Source organism: Aeromonas sp. 84A (assembly GCF_051919345.1).
GTDB classification, from domain to species: domain Bacteria; phylum Pseudomonadota; class Gammaproteobacteria; order Enterobacterales; family Aeromonadaceae; genus Aeromonas; species Aeromonas veronii.
In genome coordinates this window covers 180,001-206,620 of record NZ_JBQBEW010000001.1, presented here as the reverse complement: position 1 = coordinate 206,620, position 26,620 = coordinate 180,001, and the positions used below count along the sequence as shown (strand labels likewise).

Below are 26,620 nucleotides of genomic sequence, written 5' to 3'. Positions count from 1 at the left end.
GGCCCCGCGGGGCCCTGTTTCGTATGACGGTTATTCCGGCTGCTGCGGTTGCTGGCGCACCCAGAGGTCGGCGTATTTGACGAAGGTGGAGTGGGCGGAGAGGATCGCCAATAGCAGCCCCTGCTTGCCATCGAGGAAGCCCGCTTTGAGCAGGTACATCTTGAGGAAGCAGCCGACCGCGTGAATCAGCCCCTGACTGAGAGAGCCCTTCTTGCCGCGGGCGGTGCGCTGATCGGCCCAGGCACGGGCATAACCGGCCGATTTGACCAGATAGTGCTCCAGATCCCGATAGGTGAAGTGGAGCAGGTCGCCATGAATATTGACGATCTTCATGTTGGCCCGCACTTCCACCTTTTCGTGCACCAGCGCCTCGTTGTAGCTGGTGAGCGCCTTGGGATAGAGGCGCAGCACCCGATCCGGATACCAGCCACTGTGGCGGATAAAGCGGCCAAAGACCCAGGAGAGGCGCGGGATCGAGTAGATGGTATCGCTGGCCGGATTGGCCATCACGTTGGCGATGGCGGTTTTCAGCTCGGGGGTGAGCCGCTCGTCGGCATCCAGCCACAGCACCCAGTCGGACTGCACGTGGGACTGGGCCAGTCGGCGCTGTTTGCCAAAGCCCGGCCACTTGGCGTTGACGAAGAAGCGTGCGCCAAACTCGGCGGCAATGGCCGGGGTCTCGTCCTGACTGCCGGAGTCCAGAATGACGATCTCGTCCACCAGTCCGTCGAGGGAGGCGAGGCACTTGCGCAGGTTGTCGGCTTCATTCTTGACGATCAGAACGGCAGCCAGAGTCGGTTTTTTCACGAAATGGGGCTCACGGTTATTGCCCGGCTGGCGGGTCGAATGCGTATTGATGGGCCATTCTAACGGAAAAACGGATCAAAGAGAGAGCCGCCATTGCCCGTTTCTGCCAGCTGTCTGCCTGTCTCGTCTCGTCCGGTTGGAAGAGGGCCACTGCTGGAAAAATGGGGTGGCAGCAGCGTTTGGCAAGGATCTTCTGTTATTTATCCAGTCATTCTTGGGGCATAATCTCGCCCAGTGATGATTAACAGTCGGGCTAGTCCCGAGAGAAGACGCGTGATGAAAATATTGGTGATCGGCCCCTCCTGGGTCGGCGATATGGTGATGTCCCAGAGCCTCTACAAGGCGATCAAAGCCAACCATCCGGAGAGCGAACTGCACGTGATGGCCCCCGCCTGGTGCTGCGCCCTGCTGGAGCGGATGCCGGAGGTGGACAAGGCGATCACCATGCCCCTTGGCCACGGTGACTTCAAGCTGGTGGCACGCCGCCGCCTCGGCAAGCAGCTGGCCGCCGAAAAATACGATCAGGCCATCGTCCAGCCCAACTCCATGAAATCGGCGCTGATCCCCTGGTTTGCCCGCATTCCGGTCCGTACCGGCTGGAAGGGCGAGAGCCGCTACGGTCTGCTCAACGACCTGCGCAGCAACAAGTCCGCCTTCCCGCTGATGGTGGAGGGCTATCTGGCGCTCGCTTATCCCAAAGCGCAGATGAAGAGTCGGGCCGATATCCCGACCATTCCGCATCCGGCGCTCCATGTCGATCTGATAAACCAGAGCAAGGCGCTGGAGCGGCTGGGGCTGGATCGCGCCCGTCCGGTGCTGGTGCTCTGCCCCGGTGCCGAGTTCGGCCCGGCCAAGCGCTGGCCGGAAGGGCACTACGCCGTGGTGGCCCAACAGCATCTGGACGAGGGGTGGCAGGTGTGGATCTTCGGTTCCAACAAGGATGTGCCGGTGGCCAATACCATCCGGGATCGGGTCAATCTGCTGACTCGCCCCAACTGCCACGTGCTGGCGGGCAAAACCAGCCTGCACGAGGCGATCGACCTGATGGCGCTGGCCAGCCGGGTCATCTCCAACGACTCCGGCCTGATGCACATCGCCGCCGCCCTCAACCGGCCGCTGGTGGGCGTCTATGGCTCCACTTCGCCGCTCTACACCCCGCCGCTGGCGGATCGGGTCGAGATCGTTCACACCGACATCGAGTGTCGCCCCTGCTTCAAGCGCACCTGCAAGTTCGGCCATCTCAAGTGCCTGATCGACCTGGCGCCGGAGCAGGTGGTCGATGCCTGCAAGAAGCTGGAGCAGAGTCAGTAAGATGCCCTACCGTCTGCTCTACAACCTGCTGATCCATCTGGGATTGCCGCTGGCGCTGCTGGCCCTCTACAAGCCGAAGAAAGGCAAGCCCGGCTTTGGCAAGCGCTGGGCCGAGCATCTCGGGCGGCTGCCCGCCACCGGACAGGAGGCGCCGCTCTGGATCCATGCGGTGAGCGTGGGGGAGACGCTGGCCATCACGCCGCTCATTCGCGCCCTCAAGGCGGAGCGGCCCGATCTGCCGATCCTGCTCACCACCACCACCCGCACCGGCGCCGATCAGGCTGCCAGGCTGGGGGATCTGGTGATCCATCGCTACGCGCCGCTCGACTACCCCTGGGCCATTGCCGCCTTTCTCGACACCTTCAAGCCGCGCGCGCTCTGGGTGATGGAGACCGAGCTGTGGCCGAACTGGCTGGCCGCCTGTGAGGCGCACCACCTGCCGGTGACCATCATCAACGCCCGTCTTTCCGAGCGTTCCTGCCAGCGTTATGCCCGCTTCCACGGCGCCTTCGACGCCCTGAGCCGGCCACTGACCCATCTGCTCTGTCAGCATCAGGATGATGCCGACCGCTTCGCCCGCCTCGGCATCGATCGTTCGCGGCTGGCGGTGACCGGCTCCATCAAGTTCGACATCCAGTTTGGTGACGAGGTGCAGGCCAAAGGGCGCGCCCTGCGCCAGCAGCTGGGCGCCGAGCGGCCGGTCTGGATCGCCGCCAGTACCCATCTGGGTGAGGACGAGCAGGTGCTGGCCGCCTTCGATCTGCTGCTCAAACGCCATCCCGCAGCGCTGCTCATGCTGGTGCCGCGCCACCCCGAGCGGTTCGACCGGGTGGCCGAGCTGTGCGCCCCTTATGGCTGTGTGCGGCGCACTGATGGTGCTGCGGTGAGTGCGCAGAATAAGGTCTATCTTGGCGATACCATGGGCGAGCTGCCGCTGATGCTGGCGGCGGCCGATGTGGCCTTCGTTGGCGGCAGTCTGGTTAAGATCGGCGGTCACAACCTGCTGGAGCCGGCGGCCCTCGGCAAGCCCTGCCTGACCGGCCCCGCCTATTTCAACTTCAGCGACATTACCCGCCAGCTGGTGGCTCAGGGTGGCGCCGCCATCGTGGCCGATGCCGCCGAGCTGGGCGAGCAGGTGAGCCAGCTGTTTGCCGACGGCAACGCCCGCCGAGAGATGGGGGAGCAGGCCCGCGCCGTGGTGCTGCGCAATCAGGGGGCGCTGGCCCGCACCCTCTCGCACTGCCTCACTGCGCTGGAGAACGACTGAGTGTCAGCCTTTCATACATCTCAGCCATAAAAAACGGAGCGCGATGCGCTCCGTTTTGTTTTTGGCGGTGGCCGGAATTAGCGAACGATCAGCCCCAGCAGGATGCCGACCACACCGAAGTCGGAGTCGCTGAAGGTGGTGTTGGCGAAACCGAGGTCGCCCAGCACCGGCAGCAGGAACACCGGCAGAATGGTGAGCAGCAGCAGGCCGTTGGCGAAGGCACCCAAAATCGCGCCACGACGACCACCGGTGGCGTTGCCGAACACCCCGGCAGCGGCGCCGACGAAGAAGTGCGGTACCACGCCCGGGATGATGACTGTCAGGCCCATGGCGTAGAGCAGCGCCATCCCCACCAGACCGGCGGCAAAGCTCGACAGGAAGCCGATCAGCACGGCGTTGGGGGCGTAGGGGAAGACGATGGGGCAGTCGAGAGCCGGCTTGGCGTTCGGCACCAGCTTGTCGGAGATCCCCTTGAAGGCCGGTACGATCTCGGCGATGACCATCCGCACACCTTGCAGGATCACGTAGACACCGGCGGCGAAGGTGATGGACTGCATCAGGGAGAACATGAACCAGTGCTTGCCCTTGGCGACGCTGGAGACAAACTCGGGGCCGGCGAAGGCGGAGGTCACCAGGAAGATGATGCCCATGGTGAAGGAGATGGCCACCGGGGTATCGCGCAGGAACAGCAGGCTCTTGGGCACCTGTACATCTTCGCAGCTGTGGGCCTTGTTGCCGAACTTGGCGCCGATCAGGGCGGAGAGCACGTAGGAGCAGGTAGAGAAGTGGCCCAGCGCCACGTCATCGGAGCCGGTGATCTGCTTCATGAAGGGGTGAGCGATGGCCGGGAAGAAGACCATGGCGACGCCGACCACCAGACTGCCCACCGCGATCAGCGGCACGCCACTCATGCCGCCGGCAGAGAGGATCACCGCTACCATCATCGACATGAACAGGGTGTGGTGACCGGTCAGGAAGATGAATTTCCACGGGGTCAGGCGGGCGATCAGGATGTTCACCAGCATGGCGAAGAACATGATCATCGCCATCTCCTTGCCAAACGAGGTCTGGGCGATGGAGACGATGGCCTCGTTGTTGGGGACGACCCCCTTGATGCCGAAGGCGTGCTGGAAGATAACGGCAAAGTCACCCAGCGAGTTGATCACCAGAGTGGCACCGGCCCCCAGAATGACGAAACCCATGATGGTCTTGACCGTGCCCTTGATGCACTCGGTCACCGGTTTCTTCTGGGCAATCAGGCCGATAAGCGCGATCAGGCCGACCAGCACGGCGGGCTCGGACAGCACGTCAAACATCAGAAAGTTGAAAAATTCCATGGTCAGCTCCTGGCAATGGAAGATGCGGCCCGCAGGCCGCATGGAGGATCCTTAGAGGGCGCCCAGTTCGCGCAAGGCGGTGGCGAGCTTCTCTTTCATCGCGGCCTTGTCGACCATGTTGTCGAGGGCCACCAGACGGCCGTTGACCCCCATGGATTGCAGCTGTTCGGCGATGTCGCGGGTGGCGACAAAGATCTCGGCGGTTTCGCTGCCGGCGGAGGCCAGATCGCGATGATCCACTTCGGCGGTGACTGCCAGCTCTTTCAGGATGCTCTTGATGCTCATCTCCATCATCAGGCTGGTGCCCAGACCGTGACCGCATACAACCAGAATTTTCATTGTCTCTTCCTCTGTCAGGTGCGCCGTGGCGCAGATCAGTAGCGCGCCAGAATGCGCAGGATGTCGTCTTTGGTGTCGGCCGCGATGATGGCCGCCACGTCCTCTTCATTCATAAACAGCTCGGCCAGCTGGGCGATGGTCTCCACGTGGGAGTTGCTGTCGCTGGCGGCCAGGGTGATCAGCAGCCGGATCGGGTCGTTGCCCTCGGAATCGAAGTTGACCCCCTGCCTGATGACGGTCAGCCCCAGACCCAGCCGGTTGACGCCGTCTTCGGGGCGGGCATGGGGCATCGCCAGACCGGGGCCCAGTACGTAGTAGGGGCCGAGCTCTTCATGAGAGCGAAACAGCGCCGCCACGTAGGAGGGTTCGATGGTGCCATTGGCCTGCAGGGGCGCCGTCGCCAGCTCGATGGCGTGACGCCAGTCGCGGGCTGCGGGTTCGATGCGGATGACATCCTCGGTCAGCAGTTGAGTCAGCATGGTGGTGATCCGGCTAGTTATGATGGCGCCAATCTATCGATCTTGCGGTGGTGAAACTGTGAGGGTGATCGCGAAAGTTAGCGCTATCAGATAGCGCTAACATCAAACTGTGATAGCGCTATCACTTCACCCATTAACGGGAGTCATCCTGCCCTCATTGTGGGGGAAAGAGAGTAGAATCGGCCTTGAGCAAATGGTCAGTGGCGCTCTTTTGCCTTAAAGTGAGCAGCCGCAAGTCGAGGATGGGATGGATGTCAGAAGCAAAGAAGCGCCGTAGCACGGGTCGGGTGACCCTCAACGATGTGGCCCAGCTGGCTGGTGTGGGGGCCATGACGGTTTCCCGTGCCCTGCGCACGCCGGAGATGGTCTCCGACAGGATGCGCGAGCGCATCGAAGCTGCGGTGGAAGAGCTCGGCTATATCCCCAATCGGGCCGCCGGGGCGTTGGCCTCTGCGACTTCCCAGACCATCGCAGTGATCGTCCCGAGTCTGGCGGAAGCGGGCTGTGGCGAGATGATCGCTGGCCTGCAACAGACCCTGCTCGAGGAGGGTTACCAGATCATGCTGGGGGATGCCCAGCATCTGAAACAGCAGGAAGAGAGCCTGCTGACCAGCTTTTTGCAGCACAATCCGGCGGCGGTGGTGCTGTTTGGTGGCGATCCCGGCGAGACGATCCGTACCCGCCTGAAAGCCTCCCGCCTGCCGGTGGTGGAAGTGGGTGCCATGGCCCGCAGCCCCATCGACATGAATGTGGGGGTCTCCAACTTCGATGCCGGTTATCAGCTCACCCGCCACCTGATCGAGCGGGGCTACCGCAATATCGGTTTTCTCTGTGCCCGTCAGGAGCAGTGGATGCTGCAACAGCGGATGCAGGGCTGGCAGAAGGCGTTGCTCGACAACTACCTCTCCCCCGATGCCATCATCAACACCTCTGAGCGGCCCAGTTTCAGCACCGGCGCCACCATGCTGGGTGAATTTCTGCTGCGCTGGCCCGAGCTGGACGCGCTGATCTGCGTCAACGATGAACTGGCGGCCGGGGTGCTGTTCGAGTGCCAGCGCCGCCATTTGAATGTGCCGGGCAAACTCGCCATCGCCGGATTTGACGATCTGGATGTGGCGCGCGCCTGTTATCCGACCCTTACTTCGGTCAAGATCCCCTATCGCAAAATGGGACAGGAGGCTGCCGAGCTGATCCTGCGCCAACTGGCCGGGGAGCCCGTGATGGGCACTGCGCTGGCTCTCGATTTTCAACTGCAAAAGCGTCAAAGCAGCTGATCCCCGTTTCACATGTCATCAAAGAGGCAACCATGTTCAAGGCTCTGTTACTGGAAAACCAAGACGGCAAGACTGTTCCGACTCTGACCCGGCTGGCCGAGAGCCAGTTGCCGGAAGGTGAGGTGCGGGTGGCGGTCGCTTACAGCTCGATCAACTACAAGGACGGGTTGGCGATCACGGGCAAGGGCAAGATAGTACGTCAGTGGCCGCTGGTGCCCGGCATCGATTTCGCCGGTACCGTGCTCGAGTCTGCCGACAGCCGCTATCAGCCCGGCGACAAGGTGGTGCTGACCGGTTGGGGTGTGGGCGAAGGGCACTGGGGCGGCATGGCCGAACAGGCGCGGGTCAAGGGCGACTGGCTGGTGCCGCTGCCCGCCGGGCTGGATGAACGGCAGGCCATGTGCATCGGTACCGCCGGTCTCACCGCCATGCTCTGCGTACTGGCGCTGGAAGAGGCGGGCATTACTCCCGCAAGTGGCGAGGTGCTGGTCACCGGCGCTGCGGGTGGCGTGGGGGCCACCTCGGTTGCCCTGCTGGCAGCCCTTGGCTATCAGGTGGCGGCGCTGACCGGTCGGCCCGAAGAGCAGGGCGCCATGCTCACTGCGCTGGGTGCCAGCCGCATCGTGCCGCGCAGCGAACTGCTGGTGCCCGCCAAACCGCTGGAGAAGCAGCTGTGGGCCGGGGCCATCGATACCGTCGGCAGTCAGGTGCTGGCCAAGCTGCTGGCCCAGATGAACTATGGCGGCGCCGTGGCGGCCTGTGGGTTGGCGGGCGGCTTTGATCTGCCTACCAGTGTGATGCCCTTCATCCTGCGCAATGTGCGGCTGCAGGGGGTCGATTCGGTGATTTGCCCGCTGGCACGTCGTCAACTGGCTTGGCAGCGACTGGCACGGGATCTGCCAGCCAGCTTCTTTGCTCAGGCGGTCACCGAGATCGGGCTGGAGCAGGTGGTCGAGGCTGCCGAGGCCATCACGCTGGGTCAAATCGCGGGGCGCACTCTGGTCAAACTTTGAACTCTGACGACTGGCGAGCCCGACATTTCCGGATAGAATTGGATTGCGGGTGAACTATCCAAGGAGAGTGAAGATGGGTGGACACAAGCCGGATTACGACTCCTCTGATGATGATTGGGAGCCGGATTCCTGGGAAGAAGAGCTGGATCAGTGGGAAGATGAAAGCTGGCAGGATGATGACACTTTCGATGACCAGTGAACCACGGCATTGAACGAACAGGCGGGCTTTGGGCCCGCCTGATTTTTTTGCCGCGCTCACATGGCTGAGCGTTCGTCCTTGGTCAGGGGCGGGGCGCTGGGTAGAATGAACTGCCCAAATGACGCTCAAGGATGACTATGCGACTCTCCATCATATTGTTGGCTGCCCTGCTGGGTGGCTGTGTCTCCAACGATGACCCTTGCGAGAAGGTGTGGAGTGAGGTTGGGGAGGCGGATGGCAAGCTGGGCTTCACCACCGAGCGGATCGAGTTCCATCAGGGGCAATGTGGCAAGAAGGTGGATGCCGAACTGTGGAAGCAGGGACATCAGAAGGGATTGGCATGGTATTGCCGCCCCGAGCATCTCTATCTGGCTGGCCGCTCAGGCGAGGAGTATCGCGGCGTTTGCCCGAATGATACCCAGGCACGCAGATTGTTCGAACAGGGGCGTCAGGGGTGGACCGATCAATAACGCCCTGACAGGGAGGGGCGTTACTCCTCTTTCAAACGCAGCGGCTGGCAGAGGTAACCCTTGTCATTGGCACTGCGGGCGCACTTGCTGCAGACAAACTTGGGTTTGCGCACGATTTTTCTCAGCGCCTTGAGATCGGTGGGGATCTCGTGACGGCGCCATTCACACAGGGTTTTGCTGCCCATAACGACTACCTCTACGACTTGACGGCCGTATTGTAATCGATTTTCATTTCGAATAAACCGGCAAAGCTCGCTTATTGGCCGATATGCCAATAAGCGATTGTTTCGGGAAGGATTACTGGTAGAGGAACTTGGTGAAGATGAGCTCGCGCACCGCTTTCTTGCCGGTCTCTTTCACCAGCAGTTCGTTGACGGTTGTCTCGCACTCCTTGCGCAGCTCTTCTCGGTTGGTCAGGGACTTCACTTGATCGGCATTTTTGCTGCCAATCAGACGGATGATGGCATCGCGGATCAGCGGGTCATGCTGCTCCAGCAGCTTGAGGTCGGCTTCGTTTTCCGCCATCAGCTCTACCGTGACCCGGATATAACCGAGGGTTTTGCTATCACTCAGGTAGTTGGTGATGATGTCGGGATCGAGTGCATGGTAGGAGAAACCAGGCTTGGCAGCCCCCTCTGCGCCCTCGGCGGGCGGCTCATCTTCAGCCAGAGCTTGCTGCTGCAGGGCGCCACAGCTCAGTAACAACACCAGCAGAATTTTGAAGATCTTCATATAGATGGCTCATCAGCAAGAGATAACCCATTTTTGATGTTGCCATCGGGGCCGTCAAGCACGGATGTTCTTACATTTCGCTATTGATTTACGGATAATAAACCGGATTTTAACCTGAACACGGAAATCTCTGGATGGTGAAGCTGTGAAGTCCGAGTTGACTGTTCCCCTCACGCCGTTAAGCGGGTGGCTGGCCCCCGAATGTTGCGAATTGCCCGCCAGCTTGCGTCCCTGGCTGCTGGAGCCCGGCTCCATGACCCGGCGTCTGCGTCAGCACAATCGCCACTTTTCGGTGGAGTGGCTGGGCAATCACCCGGTCGCCCTTACTGCCGATGAGCAGTGGCTGGTGGATTCGGCCTCGCCGGCCGGTACCTGCCGCGAGGTGATCCTGCACGGGGATCGTGGGCCCGCCGTGCTGGGCTGGACCCTGTTTGCCGATGACGCATTGCAAGGGAGCGGCATTGCCGAGCTTGGTGAGCAGCCGCTGGGTGAACGGGTATTTGGCCATGAGCCTGCCCGCCGCGATCACCTGCAGCTGGCCCGTTTCGATATTGCCGCCAATCCCCGTTGCCCGGCCGCCACTGTCTGGGGGCGTCGTTCCCGTCTGTTTCTGGGGCAGTGGCCACTGCTGGTGCACGAGCTGTTTCTGCCCTCTCTCGTCTGTGACAAGGAGCTGGAGTGAATCTGTTAACCAAGGAGCGGGGACTTGCCTATATGCAGTTGGCCCGCGTCGACAAACCCATAGGCACTCTGCTGCTGCTGTGGCCAACCCTGTGGGCGCTCTGGCTGGCCGCTGGTGGCCTGCCCAATCTCTGGGTGCTGACCGTGTTTGTGGTCGGCGTCTTTCTGATGCGCTCGGCAGGGTGCGTGATCAACGACTATGCGGATCGCAACTTCGACGGTCATGTCAAACGCACCGCTGGTCGCCCCTTGCCCACGGGCAGAGTCAAACCGTGGGAGGTGCTGGCGCTCTTCTTCGTGCTGGCGCTTATCTCGTTTGGTCTGGTGCTGACCATGAATCCGCTCACCATCGGTCTGTCGTTTGTCGCCCTGCTGCTGGCGGTGAGTTACCCCTTCATGAAGCGCTTTATCTCGAACCCTCAGCTGGTGCTCGGGATGGCCTTCTCCTGGTCGATCCCGATGGCCTATGCGGCGCAGGCGGATGCCCTGCCGCTGGTGGCCTGGCTGCTCTTCTTCGCCAACCTGCTCTGGACCGTGGCTTACGACACCCAGTACGCCATGGTGGATCGGGATGACGACCTCAAGATCGGCCTCAAATCCAGCGCCATCCTGTTTGGCCGTTACGACAAGCGGATCATCGGCGCACTGCAACTCTCGACACTGCTGCTGTTGCTGGCGGTCGGGCAGCTGATGACGCTGGGGGGCTGGTATTACTGGGGATTGCTGGGGGCGGCGGTGCTGTTTGTCTATCAGCAGCGGCTCATTCGCGAGCGGCAGCGGGAAGCCTGCTTCCAGGCGTTTCTCAACAACAACTATGTGGGGGCGCTGGTGTTTGCCGGTCTGGTGCTCGATTACCTGCTGGCGTGACCTGTTCCCGCGCAGACTCCGATAAAAAAGAAGGCCGCATGATGCGGCCTTCTTTGTTTGCGTTGCAGATCAGAGCTGATTGCCCGCCTGAATGGTGCGGCGGATCTTGTTGCTCAGCAGCGGCACTATGTTGTCGGCCAGCGCCTGGAAGCGGCCGAGATCCGGCTTGCACTCTGGGGAGAGGTAACCCTCTTTGCGCAGCGTGTGGATCAGGGTGCTGAACAGCTTCTGGTCGAAGAACTCGGGGGCGTTGATGCCGTGCAGGGTGCCGAGGCGCTCTGCCATCATCAGGCCGTCCGCTTCCAGTTGCTCCGCCTCGATATGAGGCTGGGCCAGCACCCGGGTCAGCACGATGGCGTAGCGTTGCAGGGTCTCCTGAATACTCTCCGCCAGCAGCAGCAGGCGCATCTGGTTGGCCGGATTGACCCAGTAGCCGTCATCGCGGGTCTCGATCAGTTGCTGGGTCTGCAGGGCGTCTAGCAGGCTGTCAACCAGCGCCGGCAGATCCTCCTCTTCATAACGCAGGAACAGCTCGGTCTTGAGCAGCGGATAGATGTCGATGCAGCGGGCCATGATCTCGCTGCGGGAGATCCCCTCGCACCGTTCGATCAATGCCGCCACCAGAGAGGGCATGGCAAACAGGTGGAGGATGTTGTTGCGGTAGTAGGTCAGCAGGATCGCCTGATAGCGGTCGAGACTGATGATCTGCCCCAGCTTGTCCTCGCTGACCTCGAACTTGTTGAGCTCCATCGCCTGATCCAGCAGGGTCTTGGCATCCTCATCCGGAATGGTGCTCTGCGGGCTGTAAGGCACCGCCTTGAGCAGATCCAGATAGGTGTTGAGCTGGGCCTGCAATTCGTCGCGGGTCAGGGCGTGGCGCTCGGCAGCCAGCAGCGCCAGCGCGCTCAGGGTCAGGCCGTTGACCGCGGCCGCGCCGTTGATGCGGGTCATCAGCAGTTCGGCCAGATTGTTGACGGTGCCCGCCATCCACTCCGGACGCTCCTCTTCCCCGATGTGCTTTTTCCAGTCGGGGATGTGTTCGCTCAGGTAGCTGTTGAGAGTCAGCGGCTCGCCGAAGTTGACGAAACCACGGCCGTAGTTGCGCAGCTTGCGCAGGATGCCGAGCACCTGCAGGAAGCTCTCTTTCTCCTTGCGACTCCCCTTGAGCTCGTTGTGGTAGGTGTTCACCTCCATCACGTGCTCGTAGCCCAGATAGACCGGCACCAGAGTGACCGGCCTGTCCAGCCCGCGCATCATTGCCTGCAGGGTCATCGCCAGCATGCCGGTCTTGGGCGGCAGCAGACGGCCGGTACGGGAGCGGCCACCCTCGGTGAAGAACTCCACTGAGTAACCCTTGGCAAACAGCAGGTTGAGGTATTCACGAAATACCGTGCTGTAGAGCGGGTTGCCCTTGAAGGTGCGGCGAATGAAGAAGGCGCCGCCGTGGCGGAAGATGGGGCCCGCCGGCCAGAAGTTGAGGTTGATGCCTGCCGCGATATGGGGCGGCACCATCCCCTGGTGGTAGATGACGTAGGAGAGCAGCAGGTAGTCCATGTGGCTGCGGTGGCAGGGGACGTAGACGATCTCGTGCCCTTCCTGGGCCAGCTGGCGTACCTTCTCGGCGCCATTGACCGACAAACCGCGGTAGAGCTTGTTCCACAGCCAGCCGAGGAAGCTCTCGCCCAGGCGGATCAGCCGGTAAGAGAAGTTGGAGGCGATCTCGTCCATGTAGCCATGGGCACGCTTTTGCGCCTTCTCGAGGCTGATCCCTTCGCGCTGGGCCTCCTCTTCAATCGCCTGCTGGATCACCGCGGAGTCGAGCAGCTGCTTGAACAGCAGGTTGCGGTTCGGCAGTTTCGGGCCGGTGGCGGCCAGCTGCTGGCGGCTGAAGTGGGTGCGGGCCACTCGTGCCAGCTTGTGGGCGATCGCCTCGTCGGTGCCGTGTTTGTCCGCCATGTAGCGCAGGGAGAGGGGTGGCGAGAAGCGCACCAGATTCTCGCGACCCTTGAGGATCACGATGAGCGCCTTCTTCAGCCGGTTCGGCGCCAGGCTGCTGATGATGTTGAGGCCGGAGGCTTCTTCCCCTTCCCGACCCGGAGCGCGGCCCCAGAACAGGGTGACGGGCACCACCTGGATATCCAGTTCGGGATCCTGCTTGTGCAGATCCAGCAACTGGTGGAACTCCTGCAGGAAGGGCAGCGGCTTGCTGCGTTTGCCAAACAGGGGAGGCGGACGGTCCAGACAGACATAGCGCGGCAGCAGCTGGCCGTTCAGTTCCAGCGGCGTGAAGGGTCCGGGCAGACCGAGATCCTCGCAGCACTGCTGCAAGGTCATCAGGTCGGTGATCGAACTGGTTTTCAGGGCATAGACGATGGGTCTGGCCGGATCCAGATTGAGTTCTGTGATGGGATTTTCCGGCAGGCTCTTGTGATTGACCAAGCCGCTGACCGGCCATTGCAAGATGGCTCTGGAAATCTTCTGTCCTAGGGACATGTGCGTCTGCTCTCCAAAAAAATGCGGCGTGAGCATAGCAAATCGACAGCCCCTTGTCGCCGAGAGGTACGATGAGTCGGCTGCGCAGGATCAAAACAGCAGTAAATGAGGGGTTGGTCGCGACAAATGTCAGCTGCGCCTTGCCTTGGCCACTGCACTGTATATACTGCCAGTGTGCTGTATAAAAAGACAGGTGCCAATTCTATGAAACCCCTTACCCCCCGCCAGGCCGAAGTGCTGGAGCTGATCAAGGTGAACATGAGCGAGACCGGTATGCCGCCGACTCGTGCCGAGATTGCCCAGAAGCTTGGTTTCAAGTCGGCCAATGCGGCCGAAGAACATCTGAAGGCCCTGGCCAAAAAAGGGGTCATCGAGATCATGCCGGGCACGTCCCGCGGCATTCGCCTGTTGCTCGAAGAGGAAGAGGTGCTGGAAGAGAGCGGCTTGCCGCTCATCGGCAAGGTGGCCGCCGGTGAACCCATTCTGGCTCAGGAGCATATCGAGAGCCACTATCAGGTTGATCCCGCCCTGTTCCATCCGCGCGCAGATTTTCTGCTGCGGGTGCAGGGGATGAGCATGAAGAACATCGGCATTCTGGATGGCGATCTGCTGGCGGTGCACAAGACCCAGGAGGTGCGCAACGGTCAGGTAGTGGTCGCCCGTCTCGATGAGGATGTCACCGTCAAGCGCTTCCAGCGCAAGGGCAGTCAGGTATGGCTGCTGCCGGAGAATGAAGAGCTCTCCCCCATCGAGGTGGATCTTTCCTGCCAGCAGCTCACCATCGAGGGGCTGGCTGTCGGGGTGATCCGCAACGCTGACTGGATGTAATCATCCCCGCCAACTGCGTTTGCCACACGGCCTCCTTCGAGAGGCCGTGCTGTTTCTGGCGCACTTTCCCTGTCATATCAAACAGATCATCGGCGGCGGCATTTTTGTCCTGCGTGACCGGCTACCAATCATCCATTTCAGATATATGCTCAGATCAGTGCCCTGTCGCCGAGACTGGGCTTGGCACCTCCCTCTGACCATCGCAATGCGCAGGACGGGAGGGCCGGTAACAACGAGAATCGGGCAGTACACCTTCACGGGATATGAAGGGGGAGTGGGGAGATCCCGAGCCTTGTCGGGCAAAGGGGACCACTCGTAATGGTTGCAGATAGTCGTGACGGGCCTGTTCCCAGTTCAGGCCGACGAAGCAACATGACCTGTCGGTCAAGGAGGACTGGTATGGCATCAAGATCGCCATGGGATTCAGAGGCTGGGGCTGCGCCAGCGGAATCGTCAATCACCCGTTTCGTCAAAGGTAGCCGGATGACCTGGTTTTACGGTCTCTGGCTGCACCATCGTGGTTCGCACTGGACGCTCTGGCTGGGATGCCCGAAAGAGAAGGTGGTGCGTCTGGTGCTGCTGTTCAAGCGTGGTCACGGTGATCGCCAGGGGGAAGAGGGCTGGCTGGCCCCCGTGATTCCCATCGGCGTGCGGGCCATCGGCAAGATGTTGCAGCAGGGGCGTAACGCTCGCCCCTGAGCAGAAGAGACAAACAAATCCATCCATAACCGGCACCCGAGGGGGCCGGTTTTTTTATGGCCGCAACTGGCGATTAATTATGCCAAATGGTCGACTCCTGACAGGGCGTTGCACAAGGTTGAACCACCTTGGCGGCTCGCTGGGGTACAATGCCCCCCTCTTGTCCGGTCACTGCTGGCCATCTGCCTCGAACTGAAAGGGTCTCTTGTTATGATGAAGCTCCGCTATCCCCTGCTCTTTCTGCTGCTGACAGCCTGCCTGATCCTGGTGTTCTACGCCACGCAGCCAGAGCAGCCGGAACAGGCTGACTACTATCCGGCGGGGCGGGACATCAATGATTTCGCCTTTACCGATGCGGACAACCAGCCGTTCACTCCTGCCAACTTGAAGGGGCACTGGACCTTCCTGTTTGTCGGTTACACCTTCTGCCCCGATATCTGCCCCACCACCCTGGCAGATATGCGCTCCGTCTATGACCAGCTGAAGAAGATGGCGCCCGACAGTCAGGTGGTGTTTATCTCGGCGGATCCCCAGCGTGATGATATTCCACGTCTCAAGACCTATACCGCCTTCTTCAATCCCGAGTTCAAGGCGGCTACCGCCCCCCACGACAAGCTGTTCCCGTTTGTGCGCAATCTGGGGCTCATCTACTCCATCGCCAATCAGGGGGAGAAGGATTACCTGATCGATCACTCCGCCTCCATCGTGCTCATCAATCCCAAGGGCAAGCTGCAGGCGGTATTCCGTCCGCAGGTGGCGCCGGGTCAGGTGCCCAGAGTGCAGATGGCCACCATGCTCTCTGACTTCTCCCGCATCCTGAAGCTGACAGGCCACTGAGCGTGACCCCAGCTGTTGCCCCCTGGTGGCGAGATCCCTCTCGCCACCGCGCTGTGTTTGCGCTCGCCCTGCCCATGGTTTTCTCCAATATCACCACCCCCTTGCTGGGGCTGGTGGACACCTGGGTGATCGGTCATCTCGGTCAGGCCTGGTTTCTGGGGGGCGTTTCGGTCGGCGCGACCCTGATCAACCTCATCTTCTGGCTGCTCGGCTTTTTGCGGATGTCGACCACCGGGCTGACGGCGCAGGCGCACGGCGCCGCCGATGGTCGTGCCCAGCTCGATACCCTGCTGCGGGCACTGGGGCTGGCTATCGCCTTGGGGTTGATGCTGCTTCTGTTGCTCTTCCCCCTGTTGCCGCGATTGATCGCCCTGAGTGGCGGCTCGCCCGAGGTGCAGCTCTATGCGGGCCAATATGTGGCGGTGCGGATCTGGAGCGCCCCGGCGGCGCTCTGCAATCTGGTGGTCATGGGCTGGCTGTTGGGGATGCAGGATGCCCGCAGCCCCATGGTGATGTTGATCCTCACCAATCTGGTCAATATGGCGCTCGATGCCCTGTTTGTGCTGGGGCTCGGCTGGCAGGTGCGGGGTGTGGCGGCGGCCTCGGTCATGGCGGACTACTGCGCGCTGGCGGTCGGGATCTGGCTGGTACGCCGTCAGCTGCGGCAACTGGCGCCGACGGTGTGGCAGGATGGTTGGCAGCGCTGGCGGCAGCTTGCGCCCATGGTGCGGTTGCTCGGCCTCAACCGCGATATCTTCCTGCGCTCCCTCTGTTTGCAGCTCTGTTTCGCCTTCATGACTCTGCAAGGGGCACGACTGGGGGATGTGGCGGTGGCCGCCAATGCGGTGCTGCTCAACTTCCTGATGCTCATCTCCTACGGACTCGATGGTTTTGCCTATGCGGTGGAGGCCATGGTAGGACGAGCCATCGGTCAGCGGGATCGGCAGAAACTGCGGGAGGCCATTGTGCTCAATCTGGGCTGGGCCGCCCTCATTGCCAGTGGTTTTACCCTGGTGTTTGCCCTCTTCGGTGCCCACCTTATCGGCTATATCACCGACATTCCGGCCGTGGTGGCGGAGGCAAATCGTCAGCTTCCCTGGCTGATCGCCATGCCCTTGCTGGCGGTCTGGTGCTTCCTGCTGGATGGCGTATTCATCGGGGCGACCCGGGCGCGGGAGATGCGCAACAGCATGTTGCTGGCCGCGTTTGGCGGCTTCTTCCCGATCTGGTGGCTCTGTCAGTCGTGGGGCGTGGCCGCGCTATGGGCGGCGATGGCGGCGCTGATGGTGGGGCGCGGTCTGTCGCTGGGGGTCACTTGCTGGCGGCTGGAGCGCAGCGGGCATCTGCTCGACGCCCGCCACTGATCATCGGTGGCGCTTACATGGCACCGTCGTAGCCGAGCTGGCGCCAGCTCTCGTAGACAAATACAGACACCGCGTTGGAGAGGTTCATGCTGCGGCTCTGGGGCACCATAGGGATGCGCAGCCGCTGCTCGAATGGCAGACTCTCGATGATCTCGATGGGCAGGCCGCGACTCTCCGGGCCAAACAGCAGGGCGTCGCCAAGGGCATATTGTGCTGCCGAGTGCGCGGTGCGCCCCTTGGTGGTGCAGGCAAACACCCGTTTGGGCGCCACGGCGGCCAGAAAAGCCTCATAGTTCGGCCAGCGCTTCACCTCGGCAAACTCGTGATAGTCGAGTCCCGCCCGCTTTACCCGCTTGTCATCCCACTCAAACCCCAGTGGCTCGATCAGATGGAGCCGGTAACCGGTATTGGCGCAGAGCCGGATGATATTGCCGGTGTTGGGCGGAATTTCCGGCTGGTAGAGGACGATATCGAGCATGACGAGCTCCTGCAAAGAGGTGTAAAGCCAAGAAGGGGCGCCAGCATACCCAGCGCCCGTCCGGATGAAAAGGATCAGGCGATGGGCAAGCGGATGGTGATGGTCAGCCCGGTCGGGTGATTGTTGCTGGCCGCAATGGTGCCGCCGTGGCGCTGGATCGCCTCCGAGGCGATGGCCAGCCCCAGCCCGGTGCCGCCAGTCTTGGCGTTGCGGGCATCATCGACCCGGAAAAAGGGCTGGAACAGCAGCGCCTGCTGCTCGTCTGGCACCCCGGGGCCGTCATCTCGAATGGTCATCACCCACTCCTGCCCCTCCCGATACCAGTCCACCTTGATGAACTCGCGGGCATATTTGAGGGCGTTGCGCAGGGGGTTCTCCACCGCCCGGGCCAGCAGCTCGGGCCACATCTGGATCGACTCTGCGGGCAGTGGCGGCAGTCTGAGCTGTTTGCCGCTCTGGTTTGCCTCGAACATGGCATCTTCGAGGATGGGCTCCAGCAGGTCGGCCAGCGGGTGCACCACCGGTGCCTCTACATGCTGCTGTACCCGCGACAGATCCAGCAGATCGCCGATCAGCTTGTCCAGCCGTCCGATCTCCGATTCGATCCGCGCCAGCTCGGCGCTGTCACCCTGCTTGCGGCGGATCAGCGCCTGCGCCAGTTGCATCCGGGTGAGGGGACTGCGCAGCTCGTGGGAGATATCGGAGAGCAGCTGTTTCTGCTTCTGGATCATGCTCTTGAGCGTCTCTACCATGCGGCTGACGTTGTCCGCCAGCTGGCCGATCTCGTCACCCCGTCCCAGGTTGGGGATCTGTACCTCCAGATTGCCAGCCGCCAGTTGGGAGACCGATTTCTGCAACTGCAGGATGGGGCGGGTCAGCCGCCAGGCGAGCAGCAGACAGAGCGGGGTGCTGACCAGCATCGAGATGCCCAGAATGCGGATCGGGTGATCCAGCACCTGAATAAACAGGAACAGGTAGGGGTTCTCGGCATTGAGGCCGAAATAGACGTGATAGCGATGGCCGTGGTGCTCCATCAGGAAGGGGCCGGCGATCGCCTTGCGATCCTCGTTGCCCAGCATGGGATTGGCCGGGTCATCGGCATCCACCATAAAGCGCACCACGAACTTGCGCGGATGGGTGGTGGACTGGATCTGCCCCTTCTCGTCGCGCAGGTAGACGTTGTCCACCGGCAGCATGGCGATCTTGTCCATCGCCTTGGCCAGATCGAAATCCTGATCCGGCTCGGCGGCGTTGAGCAGGGCCTGCACGTTGTTCTGCATCCGCGCCACTTCGTGGGTCGGCAGCGGGATCTGGTTGCGGGGATCCAGGGTCGGCAGGCTGATCACGGCGGCCAGCATCACCAGCAGCATGAACCAGAACCAGAGGAAGATGTGGGTCGAGATCCCGTTGAGGGAGTTGATACGCTCTATTCTTGCTCTAGCCACAGGTAACCGCGCCCCCGTACGGTTTTGAAGCGGGGCTGGCCATCGGTGCGGTCCGGCAGCTTCTTGCGCAGGTTGCTCAGGTGCATGTCGATGGCCCGATCGAAGGGCTCCAGTTTCTTGCCCAGCACCTGCTCGGAGAGGTGGCTCTTGCTGACAATCTGGCCGGGATTGCGCAGCAGGCACTCCAGCAGGCCAAACTCGGTGGCGGTCAGCTCCAGCAGCTGTTCGCCGCAGCGGGCCTGCTGCAAGCCGGGTTGTAGCACGATATCCATGAAGTGCACTTCGTCCGAGGAGTTGCCGCGCTGGGGCGGGGCGCTCTGGGTGCGGCGCAGGATGGCGCGTACCCGGGCGAGCAGCTCCCTGTCGTCGAATGGCTTGGCCAGATAGTCGTCGGCACCCGCTTCCAGACCGTTGACCCGATCCTGGCTGTCACCGCGGGCGGTCAGCATCAGCACCGGGGTATCGTGGGTCTTGCGCAGCTTGGTCAGCATGGCAAAGCCGTTGAGCTTGGGCATCATTACATCCAGCAACACCAGATCGAAGCTCTGCTCCGCCAGCCGTTGTAGCCCCTCTTCACCATCCTCGGCGACCGTGACCTGAAATCCCTCCAGGGTCAGAATTTCGGTGAGCAGTTGGGTCAATTCAAGATCGTCGTCGACCAGGAGTATTCTGTTCATCTGGTGTTATTCCGCAGATTTTCGCGCCAAACTGACGCCGGGGTCAGGGTATAATAAGTTTTTCATCGCCAGAGGAAAGCCGGTTTTGAGCCATCAACAATATTCCCGTTGGGTGACCTTTGCCAGCATAGCGGCGGTCACCACCGCTACCCTGCTGATCATCGGCAAACTGATCGCCTGGCTGATGACCGACTCGTCGACCCTGCTGGCATCCCTGACTGACTCCTTTATGGATGTGAGTGCCTCCATCATCAACCTGCTGGCCATTCGCTATGCGCTGGCCCCCGCCGATGAAGAACACCGTTTCGGTCACGGCAAGGCGGAGTCGCTGGCGGGCCTCATCCAGTCGGCCTTTATCTCCGGCTCCGCCCTGCTGCTGGTGATGCACGGAATTTCATCCCTGCTCAATCAGGCGCCTATCCTGCGGCTGGAGGCGGGTCTCTGGGTCAGCGGCGGATCCATCGTGCTGACCCTGCTGCTGGTCAGCTTCCAGAGTTTCGTTATTCGCAAGACCAACAGTGTGGCCATCAAGGCCGACATGCTGCACTACCGTTCCGATCTGCTGCTCAATACCGGTGTCTTGCTGGCGCTGGTGCTGGCGGGGCAGGGGTGGTACTGGGCCGACGGCCTGTTTGCCATCCTGATCGGGCTGTTCCTGTTGTGGGGGGCCGGGCACATCGGCTACGAGTCGGTGCAGGCCCTGCTCGATCGTCAGTTGCCAGCGGAAGAACAAGCGAGAATAATGGCGCTCTGCTGTGCCGTAGAAGGTGTACACGGCGTACATGACCTGCGCACCCGTCAATCCGGGCCGACCCGATTCGTACAGTTGCATCTTGAACTGGATGATCAGATCCCCCTGGTCAAGGCCCATCAGATCGCCGATGAAGCCGAACTGGCGGTACGCCAGGCATTCGAGCGGATGGATGTCATCATCCACATGGACCCCATCTCGGTGCTGACAAAAGAACAACAGAGCCCTCACCCAGAACAACAGTAGGCTGCAACATGGATGAACTGGTTGCCAAAACCTGGCACAAAATTCAGCAAGAAGCGGAGTGCATGGCGGCCCAGGAGCCGATGCTGGCCAGCTTCTTCCACTCCACCATTCTCAATCACAAGAATCTGCGTTCGGCCCTCAGCTTCCAGCTGGCCAACAAACTTGACAGCGCCACCATGCCTGCCATCGCCCTGCGCGAGGTGATCGAGCTGGCCCTGCGCAGCGAGCCCGAGTTGCTGACGGTAGTGGCGGCCGACATCTGCGCCGTGCAGGAGCGCGATCCTGCGGTCGATCTCTTCTCCACTCCGCTGCTCTATCTCAAGGGGTTCCATGCCCTGCAGGGCTATCGGGTCGCCAACTGGCTGTGGCGTCAGGGGCGCCGCTCGCTGGCGCTCTATCTGCAAAACCAGATCTCGGTGGTGTTCGGGGTGGATGTGCACCCGGCCGCCCGCATCGGCAAGGGGATCATGTTCGACCATGCCACCGGCATAGTGGTGGGCGAGACGGCGGTGATTGAAGATGATGTCTCCATCCTGCAGAGCGTTACCCTTGGCGGTACCGGCAAGGAGAGCGGCGATCGCCATCCCAAGATCCGCGAAGGGGTGATGATAGGGGCGGGCGCCAAGGTGCTCGGCAATATTGAAGTTGGTGTGGGTGCCAAAATTGGCGCGGGCAGCGTGGTGATCAACCCGGTGCCGCCTCATACCACGGTCGCTGGCGTACCCGCCAAGATCGTCGGCCGTCCGGAGTGCGACAAGCCTTCACTGGATATGGATCAGTGTCTCTGATCTCCCGGCCGGAGTAGTCGATGGCCAAACGCTGGTCGGGTTATCTGATTTTGGGGATGTGGCTGCTCAACCTGCTGCATCTCTATCTGGGGCTCTCCCCCTGGCCTGCGGCCATTGCGGCCTGGGGGGCGTCACTGCTCACCTGGCCCTGGTTGGTGGGTGCCGCCAAGCGGCAGGTGCTGGCCCTGTATGGCGCGGCGCTGTTGCTGCTCTTCTTCTCCTGGTGGCAGGGCGCGCCCCTCACCGCCGGTGACTGGCTGTTGCCCAACATCAATATGCTCACCATGTTTGCCGCGGTGAGCACCCTCAACCTCGCCACCTCGGGTCTCTTGACCGGCACCACCTCCTGGACTGGGCGTAAAGGTCTGTGGAGCACAATGGCCAGCCTCAATCTGCTGGGGGCCGTCATCAACCTCTCGGTGCTCTTTATCATCGGCGATCGGCTGGAGCGCAATGGCACCCTGGAGCGGCGTCAGGTGATGGTGCTGAGCCGGATCTTCTGTGCCGCCGCCTTCTGGTCACCCTTCTTTGTCGCCATGGCGGTGGCGCTCACCTATGCGCCGGGCTTGCAGCTCTCCCATATTTTGCCGTTCGGGATCCTCGCCGCCTTGCTGGCGATGGGACTGACCGCCTGGCAGGTGGAGCGGATCGGAGTGGCCGACTTTGCCGGTTATCCGCTGCGGCTGCAGACACTGGGGTTGCCGGTCACGCTGGCGTTGCTGGTACTGCTCATCAAGCAGATCTGGCCCCAGCTCGGCATTCTGGCGGTGATCGCGCTGGTGGCCCCGCTGCTGGCGCTGCTCTTTATGCCGAGGGTCGGGCGCAAGGCGGCCCTCAAGCGGCAGGTGGTGGAGCGCTTCCCCGCCATCGGTGGCCAGCTGGTGCTGTTTCTGGGGGCCGGTTTGCTGGCGGCAGGCATCAACAGTGCGTTGTCGGTCATCGATCTCGGTGCCGGTCATGGCCTGCCGCTGTTCAATCACTTTGGCTGGCTCGAAGCATCCCTCACTCTGCTGCTGATCCTGCTGGTAGCCATCGTCGGGGTGCATCCGCTCATCAGTATCTCCGGGCTGGCGCCGCTGCTCTGGCCGCTGGCGCCGGATCCCAGCCTGCTCGGCATGTGTTTCCTGTTGGGGTGGGGGCTTGCCACCGGCACCAGCCCGCTCTCCGGCTCCAATCTGGCGCTGGCCTCCCGCTACAACCTCAGTGCCGGGCTGATCCTGCGCTGGAACCTGCTCTACGGCCTGCTGATGTATGTCGTCGCCTGTCTGTTGCTGGGGGCTTATATCGCCTTGCATGGATAACGGCGGTGCCGTCGAGAGGGTGCAAATGATGCGCGGGCGGCGGGGTCTTTTACGCACGGTTCAGTGTGTTGTCGCGGCTCGGGCGCAGGATGCGAGAAAAATAGACGCATATTTAGACAATACATCTATGGAAGGCGCATTTTACAGCGCACTGGCTTGTTTGTGCCGATGCGCTCGGGGTATGCTGGCTTCACGCGCTTGAATCGCCCTCTGTGGGGCATCGCAATTGAACAAACAGGTATGCATATGTCACTAGAAGTCCTTGAGCAACTCGAATCCAAAGTACAATCCGCCGTCGACAACATCTCCCTGCTGAAGATGGAGCTGGACGAGCTGAAAGAGCAGAACAGCAAGCTGCAAGACGAGAACCATCAGCTGCGCAACGAGCACACTGCATGGCAGGAGCGTCTGCGTGCCCTGCTGGGTAAAATGGATCAGATGGGCGAAACCATCTAATTCATTGCCTTCAGGCAGAATTGAAAACGGGCCGCTCCATGAGCGGCCCGTCTGTTTTTGGCAGGGTGAAGATTACAGCGCCAGCAGTTGCTTGACCGTCTTCTCGATGCCGTCTGCCGCCTCGACAATATTGTTGGCCAGCATGTAGGCGGGGGTGGAGATCACCTTGCGCTCCTGATCCACTACGAACTCGTTGACCGGGCAGTTGAGATGGCTGCCCCCCATCGCCTCGATGGCGTTGGCGGTACCCTCGTCATGGCCGATGGTCGCCAGCGTCCCGGCACCATAGATCAGCGGGATCATGGCGGGTGCGATGCAGATATAGGCGGCCGGTTTGTTGGCTTTGGCAAAGCTCTGGCACGCTTTCAGCACATCGGGCTGGATCTGGCACTCGGCTCCTTTGATAGCGAAGTCGCACAGGTTTTTGGCCGCGCCAAAGCCGCCGGGCACCAGCAGCGCGTCGTAATCGGCCGCATCCAGCTCGGCCACATTCTTTATCTGGCCACGACAGATGCGGGCCGCTTCGACCAGCACATTGCGGCTCTCTCCCTCGCTCACTTCACCGGTCAGGTGGTTGATGACATGGAGCTGCGCCACGTTCGGGGCGAAGCACTGGACGGCGGCTCCCTGACGGGCCAACGCCAGCAGGCTGATGACCGCCTCGTGGATTTCGGCCCCGTCAAAGACACCGCAGCCACTCAAAATCACGGCCACTTTTTTCATGGCAAACTCCTCGTTGTTGAAAATGTGAGCCAGGATGGATTGTTGTACTTTTGTATGGTTATCGCTCGCCCTCCGCTGGTCAAGTCATCTTGCTGTGCTAGGATTGTTTCGTTTTGGATCCTGCCGTACCTACTCCCTTAAATCTTTTTCCACATTGATCGAGATCATTCTAACTGTCTCGCGATCGGTTTTTACGATCTCAATGTATTGTTTTTAATGGGTTTTTGTATTCTTATGCACAGTTTTATCACTGTGCGCTCTGATGCGTCCCATTTTTGAACACAGAGTTATCCACAGATTGAGTCCCTTTATCAGGCGCTGTGTGCTGTTGCTGCGCCCCTTGGTGTGAGGGGGGCCCTGTGGCATCCTAGCGGCTGTTTATCTCTGGCAGGACGATTTCATGGCCCCTAGCAACCCCCTTATTCTGGTCGACGGCTCCTCTTATCTTTACCGCGCCTTCTTCGCCTCCCAGCAGGCCGATCTGCGCACATCGACCGGTTTGCCGAGCGGCGCCGTCCGTGTCATGGCCAACATGATGCGCAGCCTGCGTAAGCAATATCCTGACTGTCATGTGGCCGTGGTGTTTGATGCCAAGGGCAAGACCTTCCGCGACGACATCTATCCCGAGTACAAGGCGACCCGTGCCAGCATGCCGGACGATCTGCGCAGCCAGGTTGCCCCTATCCACCAGATGATCAAGGCGATGGGCTTCCCCTTCCTGATGGTTGAAGGGGTTGAAGCCGACGACGTGATCGGCACCCTGGCCCGCCAGGCGACCGAGAAGCAGCTGCCGGTACTGATCAGCACCGGTGACAAGGATATGGCGCAGCTGGTCTCCGACCATGTCACCCTGATCGACACCATGAAAGATGTGAAGACCGATCGGGAAGGGGTGATCGAGAAGTTCGGCGTACCGCCCGAGCTCATCATCGACTATCTGGCCCTGATGGGTGACAAGGTCGACAACATTCCCGGTATGACCGGTGTTGGCGAGAAGACCGCACTGGCTCTGCTGCAGGGGATTGGCAGCATCGACGAGATTGCCGCCAACCTCGACAAGGTAGCTGCGCTCGGCTTCCGTGGCTCCAAGGCGTTCGCCGACAAGTTCCGCGAGCAGGAGGAGCAGGTTCGTCTCTCCTATCGACTGGCGACCATCAAGACCGACGTCGAACTGGAACAGAGTCTGGAAGAGCTGTTGCTCAAGCCGGTCGACAAGGAGTCCTTGCTGGCGGTCTATCGCGAATACGAGCTGCGCAACCTGATCAAGGAGCTGGAATCCGGTGGTGAAGAGGGCAGCGAGAGCGCCGGACAGGACGAAGCTGGCGATGAGAGCGCCGCTCCGGTTGCCGCCATCGAAACCGACTACCGCTGCATTCTGGACGAAGCCGAGTTTGACGGCTGGCTGGAACAGCTGAAAGCGGCACCGTTGTTTGCCTTCGATACCGAAACCACCAATCTTGACTATATGGAGGCGCGGATCGTCGGCGTCTCCTTCGCGGTTGAGCCGGGCAAGGCCGCCTATGTACCGTTTGGCCACGACTATCTGGGGGCGCCGGTACAGCTGAGCGAGGCCGTGGTGTTGGGCAAGCTCAAACCGCTGCTGGAAGATCCGACCCGTCTCAAGGTGGGGCAGAATCTCAAGTACGATCGCAACGTGCTGCTCAACCACGACATCGATCTGCAAGGTATCGCTTACGACACCATGCTGGAATCCTACGTGCTAAACTCCACCGCCAGCCGCCACGACATGGATTCGCTGGCCAAGCGTTACCTCGGGGTCGAGACTACCTCCTTTGAAGATATCGCGGGCAAAGGGGTGAAACAGCTCACCTTCAACCAGATCGAGCTGGAGCAGGCTGCCCCCTATGCGGCGGAAGATGCCGACATCACCCTGCGTCTGCACCAGACTCTTTGGGGTAAGCTGGAGGCCGTACCGGGTCTCGCCAAGGTGTTCAGCGAGATCGAACTGCCGCTGCTGCCAGTGCTGGCGCGGATGGAGTTGCTCGGCACCACCATCGATCCCAAGTTGCTGCACCAGCAGAGTCAGGAGATCGAGCTGCGGTTGGCGGAGCTGGAGAAGCAGGCCCATGAGCTGGCCGGGCAGGAGTTCAACCTCTCCTCGCCCAAGCAACTGGGGGAGATCCTCTTCACCAAGCTGGGCCTGCCGATCATCAAAAAGACTCCGAAGGGTGCACCATCCACCGCAGAAGAGGTGCTGGCCGAGCTGGCGGAGACCTATGAGCTGCCGCAACTGCTGATGGAACATCGCGGTCTGGCCAAGCTCAAGTCCACCTACACCGACAAGTTGCCGTTGATGATCAAGCCCCGGACCGGTCGGGTACACACCTCCTATCATCAGGCGGTAGCGGCTACGGGCCGTTTGTCATCGTCTGATCCCAACCTGCAGAACATTCCTGTGCGCAACGAGCAGGGGCGTCGGATCCGTCAGGCCTTTATCCCGAGCGCCGGTTACAAGCTGGTGGCGGCGGACTACTCCCAGATCGAGCTGCGCATCATGGCGCACCTCTCCGGTGACAAGGGGCTGCTGACCGCCTTTGCCGAGGGCAAGGACATCCACAAGGCGACTGCCGCCGAGGTGTTCGGCGTGGCGCTCGATGCGGTCACCACCGACATGCGCCGCAGCGCCAAGGCGATCAACTTCGGCCTTATCTACGGCATGAGTGCCTTCGGTCTGGCCAAGCAGCTGGGGATCGGTCGTGCCGAAGCGCAGAAGTACATGGATCTCTACTTCGAACGC

28 protein-coding genes (1 of these 28 cut by a window edge) are annotated in these 26,620 nt (G+C 61.3%); 17 read left to right on the top strand and 11 right to left on the bottom strand.

All coding sequences use genetic code 11. The annotated features are described in order from the left end of the window. Positions 1 to 30 precede the first annotated feature (30 nt). The gene (locus ACTG20_RS01005; protein WP_005339515.1) at positions 31 to 807 is read right to left on the bottom strand and encodes a glycosyltransferase family 2 protein; all 777 of its coding nucleotides are present in this window, start codon (positions 805 to 807) and stop codon (positions 31 to 33) included. 276 nt (positions 808 to 1,083) lie between these two features. Between ACTG20_RS01005 and waaF the strand changes: the two genes are divergently transcribed. Next, positions 1,084 to 2,118, top strand: coding sequence for a lipopolysaccharide heptosyltransferase II (gene waaF / locus ACTG20_RS01000; RefSeq protein WP_106844577.1), 1,035 nt, complete (start codon positions 1,084 to 1,086; stop codon positions 2,116 to 2,118). A gap of 1 nt (position 2,119) precedes the next feature. Continuing rightward, positions 2,120 to 3,385 carry a lipid IV(A) 3-deoxy-D-manno-octulosonic acid transferase gene (gene waaA / locus ACTG20_RS00995; RefSeq protein ID WP_194494470.1) on the top strand — a complete coding sequence of 422 codons (1,266 nt, stop codon included), beginning with the start codon at positions 2,120 to 2,122 and terminating at the stop codon, positions 3,383 to 3,385. 77 nt (positions 3,386 to 3,462) lie between these two features. Here the strand turns inward: waaA and ACTG20_RS00990 are convergent, their stop codons facing one another. Genes ACTG20_RS00990 through ACTG20_RS00980 form a run of 3 tightly spaced genes read right to left on the bottom strand, consistent with a single transcriptional unit; the run spans position 3,463 to position 5,540 of the window. Continuing rightward, positions 3,463 to 4,722, bottom strand: coding sequence for a PTS ascorbate transporter subunit IIC (locus ACTG20_RS00990; RefSeq protein ID WP_042030406.1), 1,260 nt, complete (start codon positions 4,720 to 4,722; stop codon positions 3,463 to 3,465). A 51-nt stretch (positions 4,723 to 4,773) separates the two neighbouring features. After that, on the bottom strand, positions 4,774 to 5,061 hold the full coding sequence (locus ACTG20_RS00985) for a PTS sugar transporter subunit IIB (RefSeq protein ID WP_005356014.1): 288 nt from the start codon (positions 5,059 to 5,061) through the stop codon (positions 4,774 to 4,776). A 35-nt stretch (positions 5,062 to 5,096) separates the two neighbouring features. After that, complete coding sequence (locus ACTG20_RS00980; RefSeq protein WP_330125723.1) at positions 5,097 to 5,540, bottom strand: PTS sugar transporter subunit IIA; 444 nt, start codon at positions 5,538 to 5,540, stop codon at positions 5,097 to 5,099. A 251-nt stretch (positions 5,541 to 5,791) separates the two neighbouring features. Here ACTG20_RS00980 and ACTG20_RS00975 point away from each other — a divergent pair, with 251 nt between their 5' ends. From ACTG20_RS00975 to ACTG20_RS00960, 4 genes are all read left to right on the top strand, one after another. Next, positions 5,792 to 6,814, top strand: coding sequence for a LacI family DNA-binding transcriptional regulator (locus tag ACTG20_RS00975; protein ID WP_219265408.1), 1,023 nt, complete (start codon positions 5,792 to 5,794; stop codon positions 6,812 to 6,814). A 32-nt stretch (positions 6,815 to 6,846) separates the two neighbouring features. Further along, complete coding sequence (acuI, locus tag ACTG20_RS00970; protein WP_439987413.1) at positions 6,847 to 7,827, top strand: acrylyl-CoA reductase (NADPH); 981 nt, start codon at positions 6,847 to 6,849, stop codon at positions 7,825 to 7,827. A gap of 73 nt (positions 7,828 to 7,900) precedes the next feature. Beyond that, the gene (locus ACTG20_RS00965; protein ID WP_005339521.1) at positions 7,901 to 8,026 is read left to right on the top strand and encodes a hypothetical protein; all 126 of its coding nucleotides are present in this window, start codon (positions 7,901 to 7,903) and stop codon (positions 8,024 to 8,026) included. Positions 8,027 to 8,163: 137 nt separating this feature from the next. Then, positions 8,164 to 8,496 carry a DUF2799 domain-containing protein gene (locus ACTG20_RS00960; RefSeq protein ID WP_047434106.1) on the top strand — a complete coding sequence of 111 codons (333 nt, stop codon included), beginning with the start codon at positions 8,164 to 8,166 and terminating at the stop codon, positions 8,494 to 8,496. A 20-nt stretch (positions 8,497 to 8,516) separates the two neighbouring features. Here ACTG20_RS00960 and ACTG20_RS00955 read toward each other — a convergent pair whose 3' ends face one another. Next, a complete protein-coding gene (locus tag ACTG20_RS00955; RefSeq protein WP_005339525.1) occupies positions 8,517 to 8,681 on the bottom strand; it encodes a hypothetical protein in 165 nt (54 codons plus the stop codon). Positions 8,682 to 8,793: 112 nt separating this feature from the next. Further along, positions 8,794 to 9,228 (bottom strand): flagellar basal body-associated protein FliL, encoded by a 435-nt coding sequence (locus ACTG20_RS00950; RefSeq protein WP_005339527.1) that lies wholly within the window; start codon positions 9,226 to 9,228, stop codon positions 8,794 to 8,796. Between the two features lie 145 nt (positions 9,229 to 9,373). Here ACTG20_RS00950 and ACTG20_RS00945 point away from each other — a divergent pair, with 145 nt between their 5' ends. Further along, positions 9,374 to 9,910, top strand: coding sequence for a chorismate--pyruvate lyase family protein (locus ACTG20_RS00945; protein WP_005339534.1), 537 nt, complete (start codon positions 9,374 to 9,376; stop codon positions 9,908 to 9,910). Further along, positions 9,907 to 10,776, top strand: a complete 870-nt coding sequence (gene ubiA / locus ACTG20_RS00940; RefSeq protein ID WP_005339536.1) for a 4-hydroxybenzoate octaprenyltransferase — start codon at positions 9,907 to 9,909, stop codon at positions 10,774 to 10,776. Before ACTG20_RS00945 ends, ubiA begins: the two co-directional genes overlap by 4 nt. Before the next feature lie 69 nt (positions 10,777 to 10,845). On the opposite strand, the gene plsB is transcribed toward ubiA, so the two are convergent. Further along, complete coding sequence (gene plsB / locus ACTG20_RS00935; RefSeq protein ID WP_058057057.1) at positions 10,846 to 13,269, bottom strand: glycerol-3-phosphate 1-O-acyltransferase PlsB; 2,424 nt, start codon at positions 13,267 to 13,269, stop codon at positions 10,846 to 10,848. A 204-nt stretch (positions 13,270 to 13,473) separates the two neighbouring features. On the opposite strand from plsB, the gene lexA reads away from it, so the two are divergent. The 4 genes from lexA (at position 13,474) to dinF (ending at position 16,997) form a co-directional block, all read left to right on the top strand. After that, on the top strand, positions 13,474 to 14,097 hold the full coding sequence (lexA, locus tag ACTG20_RS00930; protein WP_005339540.1) for a transcriptional repressor LexA: 624 nt from the start codon (positions 13,474 to 13,476) through the stop codon (positions 14,095 to 14,097). Positions 14,098 to 14,580: 483 nt separating this feature from the next. Continuing rightward, positions 14,581 to 14,796, top strand: a complete 216-nt coding sequence (locus ACTG20_RS00925; RefSeq protein ID WP_019446524.1) for a hypothetical protein — start codon at positions 14,581 to 14,583, stop codon at positions 14,794 to 14,796. A gap of 210 nt (positions 14,797 to 15,006) precedes the next feature. Continuing rightward, positions 15,007 to 15,633 carry an SCO family protein gene (locus tag ACTG20_RS00920; protein WP_150997314.1) on the top strand — a complete coding sequence of 209 codons (627 nt, stop codon included), beginning with the start codon at positions 15,007 to 15,009 and terminating at the stop codon, positions 15,631 to 15,633. Positions 15,634 to 15,635: 2 nt separating this feature from the next. Next, a complete protein-coding gene (dinF, locus tag ACTG20_RS00915) occupies positions 15,636 to 16,997 on the top strand; it encodes an MATE family efflux transporter DinF (RefSeq protein ID WP_194494475.1) in 1,362 nt (453 codons plus the stop codon). A 13-nt stretch (positions 16,998 to 17,010) separates the two neighbouring features. Here the strand turns inward: dinF and trmL are convergent, their stop codons facing one another. From trmL to ACTG20_RS00900, 3 genes are all read right to left on the bottom strand, one after another. Continuing rightward, positions 17,011 to 17,475 carry a tRNA (uridine(34)/cytosine(34)/5-carboxymethylaminomethyluridine(34)-2'-O)-methyltransferase TrmL gene (trmL, locus tag ACTG20_RS00910; protein WP_064335101.1) on the bottom strand — a complete coding sequence of 155 codons (465 nt, stop codon included), beginning with the start codon at positions 17,473 to 17,475 and terminating at the stop codon, positions 17,011 to 17,013. A gap of 74 nt (positions 17,476 to 17,549) precedes the next feature. Further along, entirely contained in the window at positions 17,550 to 18,920 is a 1,371-nt protein-coding gene (locus ACTG20_RS00905) for an ATP-binding protein (RefSeq protein ID WP_005339547.1), read from the bottom strand. Further along, entirely contained in the window at positions 18,902 to 19,597 is a 696-nt protein-coding gene (locus ACTG20_RS00900; RefSeq protein ID WP_005339549.1) for a response regulator, read from the bottom strand. Before ACTG20_RS00900 ends, ACTG20_RS00905 begins: the two co-directional genes overlap by 19 nt. Positions 19,598 to 19,682: 85 nt before the next feature. On the opposite strand from ACTG20_RS00900, the gene fieF reads away from it, so the two are divergent. The 4 genes from fieF (at position 19,683) to ACTG20_RS00880 (ending at position 23,139) form a co-directional block, all read left to right on the top strand. Beyond that, positions 19,683 to 20,594: a cation efflux pump FieF gene (gene fieF / locus ACTG20_RS00895; RefSeq protein ID WP_194494476.1), complete on the top strand. Its 912-nt coding sequence runs from the start codon at positions 19,683 to 19,685 to the stop codon at positions 20,592 to 20,594. A gap of 8 nt (positions 20,595 to 20,602) precedes the next feature. Continuing rightward, a complete protein-coding gene (gene cysE, locus ACTG20_RS00890; protein WP_005339552.1) occupies positions 20,603 to 21,382 on the top strand; it encodes a serine O-acetyltransferase in 780 nt (259 codons plus the stop codon). A gap of 20 nt (positions 21,383 to 21,402) precedes the next feature. Further along, entirely contained in the window at positions 21,403 to 22,683 is a 1,281-nt protein-coding gene (locus ACTG20_RS00885) for a hypothetical protein (RefSeq protein WP_194494477.1), read from the top strand. A 246-nt stretch (positions 22,684 to 22,929) separates the two neighbouring features. After that, positions 22,930 to 23,139 (top strand): cell division protein ZapB, encoded by a 210-nt coding sequence (locus tag ACTG20_RS00880; RefSeq protein ID WP_005339554.1) that lies wholly within the window; start codon positions 22,930 to 22,932, stop codon positions 23,137 to 23,139. Between the two features lie 72 nt (positions 23,140 to 23,211). On the opposite strand, the gene elbB is transcribed toward ACTG20_RS00880, so the two are convergent. Further along, positions 23,212 to 23,862 (bottom strand): isoprenoid biosynthesis glyoxalase ElbB, encoded by a 651-nt coding sequence (elbB, locus tag ACTG20_RS00875; protein ID WP_088868159.1) that lies wholly within the window; start codon positions 23,860 to 23,862, stop codon positions 23,212 to 23,214. Between the two features lie 400 nt (positions 23,863 to 24,262). Between elbB and polA the strand changes: the two genes are divergently transcribed. Then, positions 24,263 to 26,620, top strand: partial view of a DNA polymerase I gene (polA, locus tag ACTG20_RS00870; protein ID WP_194494478.1) — the 5' portion only. It continues 408 nt past the right edge of the window; only the first 2,358 of its 2,766 coding nucleotides appear in the window; the start codon lies at positions 24,263 to 24,265; its stop codon lies off the right edge, out of view.